The 15,152-nt window shown below is 43.0% G+C and carries 20 protein-coding genes; 4 read left to right on the top strand and 16 right to left on the bottom strand.

The window, feature by feature from the left end; translation table 11 throughout:
• Positions 1-274 precede the first annotated feature (274 nt).
• From C7H19_RS14620 to C7H19_RS26805, 3 genes are read left to right on the top strand one after another with little or no spacing between them, the layout of a single operon-like run.
• The gene (locus C7H19_RS14620) at positions 275-550 is read left to right on the top strand and encodes a helix-turn-helix transcriptional regulator (RefSeq protein WP_106457625.1); all 276 of its coding nucleotides are present in this window, start codon (positions 275-277) and stop codon (positions 548-550) included.
• Between the two features lie 56 nt (positions 551-606).
• Positions 607-774 carry a hypothetical protein gene (locus tag C7H19_RS26810; RefSeq protein ID WP_245927543.1) on the top strand — a complete coding sequence of 56 codons (168 nt, stop codon included), beginning with the start codon at positions 607-609 and terminating at the stop codon, positions 772-774.
• A gap of 41 nt (positions 775-815) precedes the next feature.
• Entirely contained in the window at positions 816-1,097 is a 282-nt protein-coding gene (locus C7H19_RS26805) for a type IV toxin-antitoxin system AbiEi family antitoxin domain-containing protein (protein ID WP_245927541.1), read from the top strand.
• 478 nt (positions 1,098-1,575) lie between these two features.
• On the opposite strand, the gene C7H19_RS14605 is transcribed toward C7H19_RS26805, so the two are convergent.
• The 4 genes from C7H19_RS14605 to C7H19_RS14590 all read right to left on the bottom strand — a co-directional run bounded on the left by C7H19_RS14605 (position 1,576) and on the right by C7H19_RS14590 (position 4,595).
• On the bottom strand, positions 1,576-1,869 hold the full coding sequence (locus C7H19_RS14605; RefSeq protein WP_106457624.1) for a hypothetical protein: 294 nt from the start codon (positions 1,867-1,869) through the stop codon (positions 1,576-1,578).
• 86 nt (positions 1,870-1,955) lie between these two features.
• Positions 1,956-3,068: a hypothetical protein gene (locus tag C7H19_RS14600; RefSeq protein ID WP_106457623.1), complete on the bottom strand. Its 1,113-nt coding sequence runs from the start codon at positions 3,066-3,068 to the stop codon at positions 1,956-1,958.
• Between the two features lie 87 nt (positions 3,069-3,155).
• The gene (locus C7H19_RS14595) at positions 3,156-3,764 is read right to left on the bottom strand and encodes a DUF488 family protein, N3 subclade (protein ID WP_106457622.1); all 609 of its coding nucleotides are present in this window, start codon (positions 3,762-3,764) and stop codon (positions 3,156-3,158) included.
• Positions 3,765-3,902: 138 nt separating this feature from the next.
• Positions 3,903-4,595 (bottom strand): BRO-N domain-containing protein, encoded by a 693-nt coding sequence (locus tag C7H19_RS14590; RefSeq protein ID WP_106457621.1) that lies wholly within the window; start codon positions 4,593-4,595, stop codon positions 3,903-3,905.
• On the opposite strand from C7H19_RS14590, the gene C7H19_RS27215 reads away from it, so the two are divergent.
• Positions 4,540-4,842 (top strand): DNA-3-methyladenine glycosylase I, encoded by a 303-nt coding sequence (locus tag C7H19_RS27215; protein WP_425428911.1) that lies wholly within the window; start codon positions 4,540-4,542, stop codon positions 4,840-4,842. The genes C7H19_RS14590 and C7H19_RS27215 overlap by 56 nt on opposite strands.
• 7 nt (positions 4,843-4,849) lie before the next feature.
• Here C7H19_RS27215 and recD2 read toward each other — a convergent pair whose 3' ends face one another.
• From recD2 to C7H19_RS14530, 12 genes are all read right to left on the bottom strand, one after another.
• Positions 4,850-7,108 (bottom strand): SF1B family DNA helicase RecD2, encoded by a 2,259-nt coding sequence (gene recD2, locus C7H19_RS14580; RefSeq protein ID WP_106457619.1) that lies wholly within the window; start codon positions 7,106-7,108, stop codon positions 4,850-4,852.
• 142 nt (positions 7,109-7,250) lie between these two features.
• On the bottom strand, positions 7,251-7,898 hold the full coding sequence (locus C7H19_RS14575) for a hypothetical protein (protein ID WP_106457618.1): 648 nt from the start codon (positions 7,896-7,898) through the stop codon (positions 7,251-7,253).
• Positions 7,899-7,928: 30 nt separating this feature from the next.
• Positions 7,929-8,153: a ribonuclease toxin HepT-like protein gene (locus tag C7H19_RS26800; protein WP_245927539.1), complete on the bottom strand. Its 225-nt coding sequence runs from the start codon at positions 8,151-8,153 to the stop codon at positions 7,929-7,931.
• Positions 8,143-8,412 (bottom strand): ribonuclease toxin HepT-like protein, encoded by a 270-nt coding sequence (locus C7H19_RS26795; RefSeq protein WP_245927537.1) that lies wholly within the window; start codon positions 8,410-8,412, stop codon positions 8,143-8,145. Before C7H19_RS26795 ends, C7H19_RS26800 begins: the two co-directional genes overlap by 11 nt.
• Positions 8,409-8,783 carry a nucleotidyltransferase family protein gene (locus C7H19_RS14565; RefSeq protein WP_106457617.1) on the bottom strand — a complete coding sequence of 125 codons (375 nt, stop codon included), beginning with the start codon at positions 8,781-8,783 and terminating at the stop codon, positions 8,409-8,411. The genes C7H19_RS26795 and C7H19_RS14565 overlap by 4 nt, the downstream gene beginning before the upstream one ends.
• 214 nt (positions 8,784-8,997) lie before the next feature.
• A complete protein-coding gene (locus C7H19_RS14560) occupies positions 8,998-9,234 on the bottom strand; it encodes a hypothetical protein (protein WP_106457616.1) in 237 nt (78 codons plus the stop codon).
• A gap of 61 nt (positions 9,235-9,295) precedes the next feature.
• Positions 9,296-9,913 (bottom strand): hypothetical protein, encoded by a 618-nt coding sequence (locus tag C7H19_RS14555; RefSeq protein WP_106457615.1) that lies wholly within the window; start codon positions 9,911-9,913, stop codon positions 9,296-9,298.
• A gap of 76 nt (positions 9,914-9,989) precedes the next feature.
• Entirely contained in the window at positions 9,990-10,184 is a 195-nt protein-coding gene (locus C7H19_RS14550; RefSeq protein ID WP_106457614.1) for a hypothetical protein, read from the bottom strand.
• Positions 10,185-10,229: 45 nt separating this feature from the next.
• Positions 10,230-10,589: a hypothetical protein gene (locus tag C7H19_RS14545; protein WP_106457613.1), complete on the bottom strand. Its 360-nt coding sequence runs from the start codon at positions 10,587-10,589 to the stop codon at positions 10,230-10,232.
• A gap of 106 nt (positions 10,590-10,695) precedes the next feature.
• On the bottom strand, positions 10,696-14,109 hold the full coding sequence (locus tag C7H19_RS14540) for a plasmid replication protein, CyRepA1 family (protein WP_106457612.1): 3,414 nt from the start codon (positions 14,107-14,109) through the stop codon (positions 10,696-10,698).
• On the bottom strand, positions 14,106-14,414 hold the full coding sequence (locus C7H19_RS14535; RefSeq protein ID WP_106457611.1) for a hypothetical protein: 309 nt from the start codon (positions 14,412-14,414) through the stop codon (positions 14,106-14,108). Before C7H19_RS14535 ends, C7H19_RS14540 begins: the two co-directional genes overlap by 4 nt.
• A gap of 312 nt (positions 14,415-14,726) precedes the next feature.
• Entirely contained in the window at positions 14,727-14,972 is a 246-nt protein-coding gene (locus C7H19_RS14530) for a hypothetical protein (protein WP_245927536.1), read from the bottom strand.
• Positions 14,973-15,152 lie beyond the last annotated feature (180 nt).

Raw genomic sequence — 15,152 nt, 5'->3', positions numbered from 1 at the left:
TGATCAACTCAGACAGGGAAAACATTCCAGCAATTATAAAAATTCTTTACCCCAAATTTACCCCAATAAATGAGAAGAAAAGCCGATTTAGCAGACGTTAGATAGTTTCCGATATTAAATTTTCTACTCATTCGTGAAGTTTTAGGTTTTAATGAATTTTCCATCGTAACCTAGCATACTGCTTAAAATCTGGGTGTGGGATTGGTATTGTCGTCTCACAACAGGTCTGAACTTTCATTCTGACCTTCACAGGCTTCTAAGATTGTGGACGACTATGACTCATTTTGTTGACAAACGGGAAGTTTCTCGATACGCAAAGCTCAGTGGAACGACCCTCAAACGATACAGACTACAAGGAGTACTAATCGAAGGCATTCACTGGGTTCGGCTTAACAGTCGCTGCATTCGCTATAACCTTGACCTAATCCAAGACTGGCTTCAGAATCGTCACGATCCCATCGCCCACCAAAGGGCGATAGAAGTCTACCAAGCTAACCTTTTGAGTAACCAGAAAAAAACAACAAGACGATCGGCTAAAAGTCAAAATTAACTTAGTTTTGTGATCAAATGTTGGTAGATAATACTAAACACCAGCATTTTATCAAAATGAGCCATCCCTCCAAGATCCAGCAAACTCTAGATATTGCTGGACAAGTCGGTGTCGTTCGTGCCAAAGAACTAGAAAAGCAAGGAATCCATCGTGAATCTCTCTTTTCGTCTGGAGCGACAAGGACTCCTGATCCGCTCAGGACGGGGGATCTACACTTCTCCTGAAGTAGAAGTCACCGAACACCACAGCAAAAGTCGAAGCCAGAGTGCGAGTTCCTCATCGAGTCATCTGTCTTCTTTCTGCCCTAAGCTTCCATCAACTGACAACTCAACTCCCCTTTGAAGTCTGGCTGGCGATCGCACAAAAAGCTCGTCATCCCAAAGAAGAGTTAATGCCACTACGAATCGTCTATCTGTCAGGTGAATCCAGAACAGCAGGCATCGAAGAACATCAAATTGAGGAATTACCGTACCCGTTTATAGTGTTGCTAAAACAGTGGTCGATTGTTTTAAGTTCTGCCACAAAATCGGACTCGATATTGCACTAGAAGCTTTGAGGGACTGTTGGCATCAAAAACGCTGCTCAATGGATGAACTCTGGTATTATGCCAAGATTTGCCACATGAAGAATGTAATGCGTCTCTATTTAGACTTTTTAGAATGAACCAAAAACTTTTTTTAACTCTCATGTTTAACATTAACACTGCTTGCTCTCCATATTTCTTCTCAAAAAATAAGCGAATCTAAGCCAGTAGAGGACGGAGAAGCGACAAGAATCAGTTAAATAACAGTCAATTTCAACCTCAACTTTAGGAACCCTAAAGAGAGATTGCTTGAGTTAAACTTAAGCTATCTATTCATGAACCGAATTTTAACTTTTTTTATCTAAAAAATAACTGACGTAAATTAACTTATAAAAGACTGCTTAATACTTTTCCGAATAGGTTGTAACTCTTTTAGATTTGTTAGAAAAATAAAAAGGAGTAATCATCTTGCTAGATAACTACTCCCCAAGTCTAAAATTTCTCAGTTATACTCATTAATCTTGACTCTTAAAGCTTCTCTAGCTCCATCAAGTTCAATCACATGAGTCGGATCTTCTTGTTGGATGTCACCCCAAATAATAACTCTTAGGCTTTGCTCGAACACTTCAATCAAAATAGTACTTCCTGATGTTGGCTCACAACTATAATTTCCATAGCCATCAAAGTAGATTTCTAGTCCGTTATTAATGTGAGCAACTTTTCCTCTTACTGATTGTTGGGAAACACTATCTTTGAGGATAAATGGTAATTTTTGATGAGCAATTTGATTAGTCATGAGAAAATTCTCCTAAATACTATAAACAAAAAGGGGAATCAGACAGTATTGTTTTTTAGAGATGAGCAATACTTTACTAACTCACCTTAAACTGATGTTGGCTCGGATAAAAACACTTCATCTTTAAGGAAGAAAATCGGTTCACCCATTCCAAGATTGACTTTGACACCAAAGAGACTTGGCTCTGTTGCAATAAAGCCTTCTTTCCCTTCGTATTTGCCCTGATAGCGAGAACTATGAATGATCACAAGTGATCCAATCTCTAAATTAGACGTGTCAGTTTTACTGTTTTTAGTCGTCTCTAAAGTAGATACTGCTTCTTCATCAACTTTGGACTCATGTTTTTTGACAAGATAAAGAGTACCAACCGAGAAAGCCATCTCCATTTCGTCTTCGTTAAGCACATTGACGACTGAACCATCGTCACTCACACTAACGACACGATACTCCCGTCCATCGTCTTTTCGAGCAATGTCCCCTACTGCTAAATCACCAGGTTGACACACTCTGGGTCTGGGTGATAAAACTTGCGGTTGCCGTTTTGGAGGTTGCCAAGAAGCGTTTTCTGCCGTATCAGGGTGCTTAGTCAAGTCACTATCAGCTAATCGCTGTATATCTTCGCTTTCCATGCCGAAAATGGTCAAATCGTAATTGTAACCTTGAAAACGGCTATGATTTGTGATTTCAAAACGAGTCCCTACTGTGTGATTAAAGCAAAGCCAATCACCCCAAGCTTTTGCTCTGTTGTAGGCGTTAATCCCCGCATAGACAATCGCTTTTTGAGGATCGTAAACCACATTTTCAGATAGTCTAATGCAATGGGATTCCTCATGGTTCGTTTCATTTTCAACTTCAGCAAGACTCGCTTCTGACGAATTGGTATCTACTGAAGAATCCTCATTTGTTGTTGATTCAATGGTATTGGTTGAAGCAACATCTGGTAGTAGAGTGGACAATTTTCCATTATGATCTTGATTCTTGAAGATTTCAAAGGCGGCTGTTTGAATTGTAATAATTGCTTCTGGATCGACCGTTTTAAGTTCATCGACAACATTTTTGAGGATGCCTAACGCCTCGACAACTTGTCCTTGAAGTTGAGCCAGTTTTTGAGCTTCTTCACGTTTTTGGGCAATGAGTTGCTCGTAAGATTCAATTTCACAGTTGAGATGCTTTAAATAATCTCCTAAGACAGCTAACATTGTTTTTTCCTCACTTAAGTGATAGTAAAAATTAAGAAAGGGAAAAGGATCATTACTCCTTCCCCCGTAAGAGTTAATTAAGCTTCATCACCGAAGGGGCGTTAGCCTTTCTCTGGCTTGACGTTGGGGTTGATTGGGATAAAGCACTTCTTTCGTCCAAGTCTTGCATTTGGGACAGTAATTGGCATCGTCATAGCCGTAGGTGATTAAAGCGGGAATCACTTCATTCAGGCACTCACGGCAGACTGGCAAAGTTACATTAAGGACATCTGTACCGCCATAGCAATCGGGTCGGAATTTCTCAACCAGTTTAATAGCAAGATTTCTATGGCAAAATGGGTGTTCTTCGTGCCACTTTCCTTCCTGCCCTCGCCGAAGGCGCGCTTTCAGCGACCGTTTCATAGTTTCGTCGATGCCACTGCGTTCCCAACAAAGTAATGTCATGTCTACTTTGGGAGCTAAATTGGACAGCCATGTTTTAATTGTTTTGAAATTGGCTTTAATTTGTTCTCGGTAACGGTTGGTATATTCTTGTTCGCCAATACGTTTTTCCTTCCAAGAGCGCAGTAAATCGGCACTGGGAACGAAAAATTCCAGACGACAATCAACTCGAAACCCTTGGGGAACAGCGCGGGAAATCGACAGCAGTTGACCGTGATGCCGATGGGGTTCAAAATACGATGCTGTATAGATCACTTTTGCATCCTGACGATTCTGTAAGTGTTAAACAAAGGCGTGTTAACGCTTTAAATAGGGTTCATCAAAAAAATCCACTCCCCGTTTCAAGAAGACAAAAAACGATTTTGTTAAACCGAGAAACGAGGAGGGACAACATTAAGAAAAGAAGGAGCGAATCCTCTGACGAACGGCTTCATTATCGGGATAGCAATGTACTTCCCGCAAGGTTCCATTAACTAAACGTTTTTCAGATACAGCGAATTGACCGACTTGGGAATTCTTAACGAAGCGACCGAGTTGGGAACGATTTTGAGCGTTGACAGGTAAACCCATCTCTTGAGCGATTTCCACGACCCCTCGTAAAGTCTCTGTCGTTCCTGGCAAGACGGCTTGTTCGAGAACTTCCGAGATGGTGTGATCGATGAGATACTGAGCCAAACGAGGGGAAATATCGACGACTAATTCGTTGATTTCCTTGATCGTTCGCGCTGCAACTAAAGCTTTTGGTGATGGTTGGCTTTGATGAATGCTATAGCTTCCCGTACGTCGGATAGACGGCAGCACTTCATGAAAAAGCCATCTCTGAAACCGCTTGGCTACGGCTTTCCGAGATTTAAAAATGAGCCGATAAAGCCCAGGCTCAGTCACCGTCAGCATTTCCTGTTCACCGCCAGGGGTGTATATAGTACATACACCCTTTTCGTCATCATCAAATTTGGTTAAAAGCTGGCGAACATTTTGGAGTTCTAAAGCGATTCCGACATCTTGAGCAATCCATTCAGGTTTGTCGGGAGTGCCAACAAAACGAACTTCTTGGTTCTCAAATCCAAAAACAATCAGCTCTGACATAAATCACATAATTTTTAACTCATCGCCCAAAACGGGCGATAGCACGAAAAAATCTTGGTGGCAAAGATTTTGCGCGGGTGGCTATCGTCAAATAACTGAGATTCCCCGCAAAACTTATGTGTCAGACGCAATGAGTAAAGATTTAAAGAAACGGAAATTTAAATTGATCGGTTCGACCATTGGCTATGCTTTCATGCTAGCAGTGGGAATGAGCGACGACCATATGGTTAATTGTTTCCGTCATTGAGAGTTACTCAATTGGAGCAATTGCCATTGAAAATCATTTTGACCCCTAAGCGTTCTTTAAGCCTTGTATAACGCTGCTGCTGATTGACTTGTCTGATCGCCATGTTAATTGCCTTATTTGACCCGATGATTATCGCCAATTTCTTAGCACGAGTCAGTCCCGTATAAATAAGATTTCGGGACAGCATTACATAGTGAGTCATGTAAATTGGTAGTAGAACTACAGGATACTCAGACCCTTGGCTTTTATGAATTGAAATCGACCAGGCTAGGGTAATTTCATTGAGATCGGCGTAATCATAAACCACATCCCGCCCGTCAAAGCAGATCGTCAATTCCTGTTCAACCGCATCAATGGCGGCTACCACACCTAAATCCCCATTAAATACCTCTCGGTTATAATCATTCTTAAGTTGAATCACCCGATCTCCCACTCGAAAAATCATTCCACCTCTGGAAACTTCTGGTTTGTCGGGACTGGGTGGGTTGATTAACTGCTGTAGGACTTGATTGAAATTGCGAGTTCCTACGACCCCTCGAATCATCGGACAAAGTACCTGCACATCGGTAGCCGGATTGAAACCGAGGCGGGGGATCAGATCGGAAATCAGTTCACAGACCACTTGAACGCCGTGTTCGGGTTCGGTTCCGCCGTTGTGATGGAGACAGTCGGATTGAGGATTATTGCTCATTGGTTCGAGTTTGGGATATTCACCCCGATTGATGGAGTGTGCCGCACGAATAATTGCACTCGACTCAGCTTGGCGGAACACTTGTTCCAGACGCACGACGGGAATTTTCTCAGAATTGATGAGATCGGCTAAAACTTTGCCTGGCCCGACACTGGGCAACTGGTCTACGTCTCCAACTAATAATAACTGGGCTTCGGGTGCAATGGCTTTAAGGAGAGAATGCGCTAGAAATAAGTCCAACATTGAGGTTTCGTCGACTACAATCGCATCGTAGGGCAGAGGATTATCTCGATCTCGTTTGAATCCCATCGTGGCAGGATCGAATTCCAGCATCCGATGTAAAGTTTTAGCTTCCAGTCCCGTGACTTCAGCTATCCTCTGTGCCGCCCGTCCTGTGGGTGCAGCCAAACCGATCTTCTTACCCATCGCTTTCCACAAGGCTACAATCGTGCGGGTACAGAACGTCTTCCCCGTGCCAGGGCCACCTGTGAGAACCATTATCCTGGAACGAGCCGCCATTTCTACGGCTTGCTGTTGTTGAGATGAAAGGACAATTCCCCGACTTTGGGTGAAGCGTTCGATCCAATTTCTCACACGGAGTAAATCGACAGCAATCGGTCGAATCAGTAGCTGTTGGAGGAGTTGAGCCAGATGTTTTTCAGTGATGGCAAAAGAAGGTTTATAGCAGAGTGGCATCCCTCCTTCGCCTTCCTCCACTACCAATTGCTGCCGTTGTCCCATCTCATCGATGATCGTACTGACCGCCTCTAAGTCGGCTTCGTGTCCATCAACACTCAGAAGTTCTGCCGTAAGTTTCATCAATTCGGGCTGGGGGAGGAAGCAATGACCGTCTTCGGCGGCTTGGCTTAAGATGTGCAGCAGTCCTGACCTGTAGCGATATTTCGACCAGGGGGAAACGCCGACGTTGCGGGCTATCTTGTCTGCCGTCAGGAAGCCGATGCCGTAGATATCGTCTGCCAGTTGGTAAGGATTGTCTTTGACTGTAGCAATCGCCTTTGCACCATACTGCTTGAAGATCTTGATCGCATAAATTGTAGAAACGCCGTGTTCCTGTAAGAAAACCATTACTTCTTTAATCGCCTTCTGTTCGGCCCAAGCTCTGTGAATCAGCGTCACCCGCTTTTTAGCAATACCTGGGACTTCAATTAACCGTTCAATTTGGTTTTCGATGATGTCAAGAGTTTCTAATCCGAAATGAGTAACGATGCGCTTGGCGGTTACAGGGCCAACTCCTTTAATTAAGCCACTCCCCAAATACTTTTCAAGTCCAGTTAGGGTGGCTGGTTTAGTTTCAGTGTACTGCTGCACCTCGAACTGAGAGCCGTATTGAGGGTGATTCTTCCAAACGCCTTTGAGTTGGAGAGTCTGTCCCGCTTGAATGTTAGCAAAATTTCCCACCACTGTTACCAGTTCTCGCACTCTGGGGGATTGAATTCGGGCTACAGTATAACCCGATTCTTCGGAGTGATAGGTGATCCGCTCGACGACTCCAGTGAGAGATTCAGGAACTTGGTAGCGGTTGGGTTGGCTAGAATCTTGGGCTGAAGAAGGCATGACCAATAAAAGATAGCGGCAATTCTGATTGTAGGAGATATTTTCAATAAGGTTATGGTTAGGATTTGACCGAATATTTACAGATATTAGTCGTTGAGCTAATTGAACTGATTCTCGAACAAATCTGCATTCGTTACTTCAACTAGGAAAATAACTGCCCGTAAAAGTCGAGACTTCGATATTGTTCCAAGCGAAGCAACCATCCCTGCCAATACGCCTCCAGTTCCACTTTTTCTAAAGTGAAAAGCTGTACCGTATTGGGAGTAATAACTACAATCAATCCTTGAGGAATTTCAACATCGAACAAAAACTCATAAGCCGCTCGGTAAGCAGCAATTTGAAGTTTGGCATCGGTGAGCCATTTCGCGCTTTTTTCTCGGTGGCTGGTCTTAAAATCAAAGAGTGTTGGAATATCCTGCCACTGGGCTAGTAAATCCAATGTTCCAGCATATTGAAGCATGGGGTGATAGACAGGTGTTTCAATGGCTGCCACCTCGCCAATTGCTTTAATGATTTTCTGTGCTTCTCCCCAGAAATCACTAAGATCTGGCGGACATTCTAAATCTTTTCCTCTAAATCGAGTTTCAATCAGTTTGTGGATGATTTTACCCCGCTGGGCTGCTTCAGTACGAAGTGTGCCAGCTTGAGAACTTTGGCGTTCCTGCCAATTTCTGAGTCGTTTTTTCTGCTCCTCTGGCATCGTCGCTTTGAGGATCGTCGTCACACTGGGAAAAAGTCCACAGGGAGTTTGGTAAAATTTATTCCCTGAAGGTAACTGGATAATTTTCATTAATTTCAAGTTAGTAAAAGATTTATCGGCTTATAACGGCTCTTTATGAATAGATTCTAGAAATTGTCGGATTTCTAGCTCAAACTCTTGATGACATTCTTGAACCTGATTGGCTAGTTCAAGTACACGACTTGTCTCTAATCGATAAGCGTAGATACTACGGACAACATGGCGAAAGCGTCGAAATTCATCTAATCGTGTCCGAGTTGCATCGGAAATGACGGTTGGTCGGACTTGAGGAATGTCAAGGCTCATCGGTTCCTTGCCATTGACGATGCCACTGCTCTGATGCTGGTTCCCAATAGTCAATTCTTCGAGCAATTGCTTCAAAGATTCTCTCTACTCCTGTATAGAAACTATGAAGGTTGAGTGCGATCGCGCTACTCAAGGCTTCCTGATAGAGTGAAGCATCCGTTGATTGTCCTTGTTCAATGAATTGCTCAGTTTGAGTGATGATTTCTCTAATTTCTTGTAACTCTTGCTCGATTCTCTCTATTAATTGGCGGTCAATCAAAGTTCTATTCCTTTCTCGATTGCTTTTAGAATATGCGGTTTAGCTTTTTGAGCTTCAACGAGATCGACAGCAAACTCATGTCCCCTCTCAATAGCCGCCCAGGCTCTAAAATAATCTTTTTCAAGCAATCCCCAAACGGCGAGATCGAGATCCGAATGCCAAGTCATGTACTCTGGAGTTAGCATTGAACCGAATAAGACGACGCGCTGCACGTCAAATTGCTCTTTAAGAATTTGTGTACATTGTCGGGCGACTTCCCAACCTTTTTGCTGACGTTGCTTCATAGATGCGAGAAACTCAGACCGTTTTTCTCTGGCCTCTAACACCTGAGCAATTATTTGAGAGCGAGTTGGTTCATCCAAAGAAGTCATCCTTAAATACCTGCTATGATGCTTTCTTTCATTATGCCTATCACTATTATCATATCTAGAACTAAGCTGGCACTGGATTATAATTACTTGTCCCTAAAGAAAAATCCAGACTCAAAATAGGAAAGCTTTGTTATTAAATCTACGTCCGATACGAGCCGTCTTCATGTTGCGAAGGCTGTCCTACTTTGAGTCAGGCTGTTTTGTCACTCACTTGTTAAATTGACGAGCGTTCAAAAAAACGACAAGTGTTAACCTCATCAGGCAAAGCTGCTTGAATCGGCTCAATGGCACAAGGTAGGTAAGGATTGTCATCGAAGTACGCACAATTACGACAACAGTGCCGTCGTTTGGCGGTTATTTCCCTGAAATTTTTTTCTACCTTTCTAGAAATTAATTGATTTTCCAAGGCGCGTTGGCAGATTGAACCGAGATTGGTATTAAAGTTAAACATTTTACCCTCCTCTAAAAACTCAGGAGTAGTAGGTGAGTGACCGACCACCCCTGAATTTAAATTATCGTCCTGAAATTAGTGCCGAGTTTTCTAACTCTTGGGCTTTGGCGGAAGACATAATGAGTTCAATCTCATCGGGAGATAATCCATCAATTGGAATTAAATTAACCGATAAATCGACCAGTTTAGGAGTAGCTGCCATAAAATCAGCAACTTGCTCAAGCTGAGAGATTTCTTCATCGGTTTCCCGTTCACGCCAGTCCCACGCCACCGAATAATAATCGCCTTTATCGCCACTGTGTTTAACAAATGAGCCTTTAAACAGACCCAAAGCGGGTTCTCCCGACTCCATCAATTCCGTCACTTTCTGGGAGAATTGAGCGATACTGCGCTTTTTGAGATAAGTTAAGCAGACTGTATTCTTGGGTAAGTCGGCACATCTTGGAGCAGGCACAAACCATAATTGTAGCCAGAAACTATTGGCGGTTTTGCCTAGGGTGCCAAAGAATTGAGAAACTTTAATAATCGATATCTCAATTTCTTTTCCTAAATATTCCTCTTCACCGACTTTCCAACGTCCGACCTTACAATCGTTGCGGAGATTATAGGGAACTTGGGGTAAGAAAATTGAATGCTGAGGACGTGAGCCAAAAACTTTAAATTGTGAGAGATTACTCATGACTTTACTTTCCTTTTCGTTGATTAATGTTTAATTAATTTCGCGTGTTGATGGATGCGCGACCCCCACCAGTGCTTTAGCTATTGGCAGCTACTCTTACTGCTTTTCTCCAATGGGCGGTAGCCCCCTGTCGATGTGTAATTTCATCTTCTAAGCAGTCGATGTACCAAACGATAAGCGGTTTCGCTTGACGAGCTACATCGGGGAGAATTTGCTGATAGTGTGAGCGAAAATGACATAGTTCTTGATAACTCTTGCAATACAGTCTCATGGTCAATAATTCTCCTGATGAGATAAAAAAATGAGTATATTTCGTTTAAATTTCTAATTCGTCGCAAGGTTTCCAGAAGTGGTGGATCACCCATTCCGATAGGTCAAACAAAGGTCGAAGTTTGGCTTCTACTTCTTCTCGTGTCATTTGAGATACGGTTAGTTCAATCACTCGTGAATCTACAACGACAGGATAGCCATCACCGTCATCCTCGACGGCTTTGGTATAAAGTTCAACCATAACCGTTTGATTCTGAGTGACTAGCTCACAGCTTGAGGTTTTAGGATGATATCGTCGAGCAGGGCGGTCAAAAGCTTGACACCAGCCTCGACCGCGTTCGTCATCATAGTCGTTAAAGAACGTACAGGACTCACAGGTGAGGTCTGTCGGGAAAAGTTGTTTCATAATGGTTATAGGAAATATTGAATTTGTTGAAATCGACTGCTTGTGTGATGACAGGCAGTTTTTCTCTGCTTTCAATGGGCGATAGCCCTAACCGAGCTTAGTGCTATCAGAAAAAATCTTCCAGATAACATCTTTGAACCCCATGTTCATTCTTGCCCTGAGTGATTTTTGGTTGCGTAATAACGGTTTGAATTTCTTCAAACAAAGGTGAATCACAACAGATGCCTGTGTTATTAATATTGATTGGAGTCTGTTGTGATTCCCCAGTTGTTGACTCAGAGACAGTTTGAGACAATTTTTGAGTTAGAGATTCCAAGACGGCTAGGCGATCTGGATCGTTAAGCGACTCTAAATCGATCCGATAAAGCCTCCGCCCACTTTTAAGCTGTTTGTGATATTTGAGGCGCAAACCCACGCGACTTAGCAGATGATTGATAAACTGAATGGGTTTGGTCTGTTTGGTCACTTTCAGGTGAAAAGCAGTATTAATCGATTTGTAAAGTTTCCTCGCTCGACCAAGCAGTTGACGGATAGCTGGAGCGTCAGTACAGTAATTTTGTTCGGGACAATTCAGGTTAATCACATCAAATAAGCCTAAATCCCGCAAAACTTTGACCTGGAAGGAGTAGGTACGAATGTCAGGGAGATAGACGGTACCTTCGGTAAACTTTGACAGATGATCGAGCCATTCGCGTCGATCCAGCGTTTTGACCTTTTCTGGATTTTGCAAGTACCAAAAGAGTTTGTGAGCATTTAGCCATTTGCGTTTGCTGGCAGTAATCGCTTTATGAACAAATTCTGTAGTTAGTTCTACCCCAGGTAGTTCGGCTTTGAGCAAGGCTTTGGTAATCTGATGGCGTTGTTGTTCGCTGGTGCTAGATTTTTGTTTCAGTAAAAGGGCGACATCGAGGGGAATGTCTTCGGCTGTAGCAATTGCTTGAGCTTCTTCAAAAGGAAGTTGTTTTTTGATCTGAGCAACTCTTAAGCCATCTTCGGTATTCTCGATACTCTCACCTTCGATAATCCGATGACCTTCTTGTTTTAACTGACGACGTAGTTCAGTGGCTAAGTGATATAGTCCATAGTTTTTCCGCGCCATCAAGTTGCAATAAAGATCGACGTGGGGATTATCCCAGGCTTGCTTGGCAGGATTCCAGATTGAGTCATAAGCCTGGCGAATTTGAGCATCGCTAGAATCGTCTCCAGCAATTGCCTTAGCAACATCAATGAGAATATTCGTCTCTCGGTGAAAGGTAAATAAGTGAGACTTGATTTGGGTTGGTAAAAAAGAAGTGTTCCCTTCGATTTTTCCACTTCGCCGACACCAGATGGTTCGAGGTATGGGATCTCTGACACGCCCCAGCATTTGGCGGCATTGACTCGGCTCAATCACGCCTGAGAAAAAAGCATACATTTGGTCAAACCAAGTGAGGTCAATTGATACTCCTGCTCCCATCGAAGGCGTATAAATCAGAACATCAGGCTGGATTTCTTGAAGCTTTTCGTTGGGACGCTCGACCAATTCTCGTCCTTCATCGGTTTCTGTCGTTGTACTGTCGATGCGAACAATTAGCAATTGAGGAAAACGTTCACGAATATATCGCTCTAAGGCTTCTGCGAGATCTTGGGAATCAGTCGGGATGACAATACGCTGCTGACGTTCGATTTTGCCTAGTTTGGTGATAGGCGTAGCAAGGTCAGCGATTAATTTAGCGATCGCCGTATCTTTTTTTCCCGTATAGAAATCGACTTGCCATTGGGTTTCTGTTGACTGGTATTCATTAATAACAATAAAAGTGGGAATTTGAGGAACGAGAGCTTGAAAATAATTTATAGATAGGTCAGTTAAGTCGGCATCGGCAATGAGGAGCATTCCACCGTTAGTTAGGCATTCACGAAGTTTAACCTCTAAGGTTTGTAAAATTAGCGGTCGCTTATCTTTACAAGTTGAACTTAGAAGCAGATGAATTAACGCCAGTTCAGATTCATCAATAATTACTAAAGTGTTGCTCCAGTCTCGCTCTTTGAGTTTCCAAAGACTGTCCCAACAAATGCCCACTGTTTCGATGTTTTCGAGTAAAGTTAGGGGATGGATGCCTGAAATTTCTGCATCACCTCCCCATTCGATATTCCATTTAAGACTTTGTTCACGACCCAATGCTCGACGTGGAGTCAAAGAAATGACTTTCATCCCTCGACTTCTAGCAGACTCAATGATCTTTTTGATCTGTACGCTTTTACCACTGCCTTTAAATGACTTAAGCGCAATAATTCCTTGCATTGGAATCTGGTTGGCTATGTCAGGTAGATAACGACTGTTTAAACAGATATTGGGTCTGAGCGTAAGACTTTGCAGTTGATGCTGCAAGGCTTTGACGTGGGAATCTCGCTGCGTTTTTTTAACCAACGAGGAGAATTCTTGGCAAGATAGCAAACGAATGGTAGAAAGAGCCGTTTCATTGATTTCGTCGATATCGCCAACGCTTTTTTCCTCTTGACCCCACCAAGCAATATAAGGCTCAAAACCTAATTCTTGAAGTTGACGAATGGTATGGTTGTAAACGTGAAGAATGCTTTGATTGACAAGGCAGCCAGCATCAGCAAAGAGAATTGGTTGAACGACACTCGCTTTTTGGCTTTGACGTTCATAAATGGCTTTAATCTGTTCTAAGTTTGTTTTGAGGGTTTTTGGGCTAGAGGCAAAATGTCCGCCCGATGCCCCAATCGTATAAATTCCGAGCCTCTGAGATGCGATCGCTGGCTTAAAAGCAATTCCTTCAGTAAGCGCAACAGGAATGATATCAGTATCTTTAAACCATTGGCTAACGACTTCATGTCGTCCTGTCAAAGGTTCAAAGAAAGCCAAAGGAAGTTCACCATTTTTTAAGTGAGCCGATGGCCCATTAGACCTGCGTTTACTTTCTGATGATGCCCAGAGATATTTAGGAAACTCGCCAGGATTATCAAAGCGAATTTGCCAAGCCACGAACTGACCTAAATGATTAGTGATAGGACAGAGAACTCCCGATGCAGGAACATACAGAGATTTTCCACCTTGTTGAACACCTGCCAAGCGATCGCTAACACGAAACTGAAGTTTTTGCCATTGCTTAACACTGCGGTACATTCTTGAATCGATTTGCTCATCGTTCATTCCCCTTTGCTGAAGTTGGCAACGGTGTTCCTCTGACAGTTTTAGTTGACCTAAAATGTTACGGATCGTAGTATCTCGCTCTGAATCGCAAAGAAGAAGTCTTCGTTGAGTCTGTTCTCGCTCTCTGTGGACTCGTCTCCGCATTTCTTGCCATTCTTGCCGTTTTTCTTCTGACCAGGCCGAAACTTCAGCTTGGTCTGCCCACATTCCAAACCCAATACTGTCGTAGCCTCGGAAAATATAGCCAACGGGAGTAGCTTCAAGATCTCGACAGTGAATCAGTCCTGTTACTGTATTTTGACGACAATCTTTTCGGGTTCCGTTACAGACTGGACAATCACCCCGATAAAATCGTTTCCAACTCATACTGCTTCCTCCTTATTTTTCAAAGAGGGAGCGCAAAGTTGCTCCAAATACCGAAGGAGTCGAGCCGCACAAGCTGGTTTGTTGTTTTTATCAATACTCCAATCCCAGTGCTGGCTTACCTTTTGAATGAGGTACGCTTCTGTTTGAGTAAAATGTCCAGGCAGTTGCAAGCCACTTTCTTGATGAATGAGCCGACAAGACAACTCTGGCATGATTCGCACATCGAGCGGGATAATTTGAATGACAAGAGGATACAGCAAATCCTCTAGGGGCAATGATTCTGGTTCGACTTTACTCTGAACCATCGTTGTTCCTCCTAATTAATTGGCTTTTTGGAGGAACTTATTGAACGATCTAGAATACTTTACTACAACTTAAATCCTCGCTCTTTTTGCTTGTCTGTACAAGCCGCTTGGATTTTGATAGTCTGGAAATAACAATAAATTATTAGTGTAGCGATAGGAACTTCTTGGAAATCTACGAAAGCATACCGCTAATGGTGTGTAGTAAAAGTAGTAAAAGAAAGTTCAGGAAGTTCCTGCGTTTTTGTAAGTGCAAGATTTGTCAAACTATTTTTAGAAACTGTAGTCTGTTGTAAATCTTGATAGCAACAGCCGCTAGGCAGTAAAACGACGTAACCGCTTAACTTCCGATAAAAGTTCATAACGTTCCCAGCACATTCCTAAGAATCGTTGGTAAGTGAGTGGCATTTTTTGAAACTCTAAACCCGCCCCCCAGTTAAGAACAGATTGACGCTTCACGCCTAAAGTTTTACTCAAAAGTCCGATACATCGCTTACGGTAGCCAGGTTCCATCTCAGTTCGCAATATTTCAATCTCTGGCAGTCCTGACAAACCATACATCTTTCGGCAAAATTCTCGCGGAGTCAGTCGAGGTGGGTCGATCTCCAAAGGATACTTGATGGCTGGGAAAGCTGAATGACTAGAAATTTCTCTTTCCTGCTTAACTGGAGTTTAGACTAACTTACCTCCCAATCAAACTGAACGGTCGAGTCTGAAAGAGAAGTGGAAAATGAAAGGAAT

Origin of the sequence: Aphanothece hegewaldii CCALA 016, assembly GCF_003007785.1 — a bacterium.
GTDB classification, from domain to species: Bacteria; Cyanobacteriota; Cyanobacteriia; order Cyanobacteriales; family Microcystaceae; genus Chroococcus; species Chroococcus hegewaldii.
The sequence above is the reverse complement of the archived record's forward strand: the minus strand, read 5'-3'. Positions and strand labels throughout refer to the sequence as shown.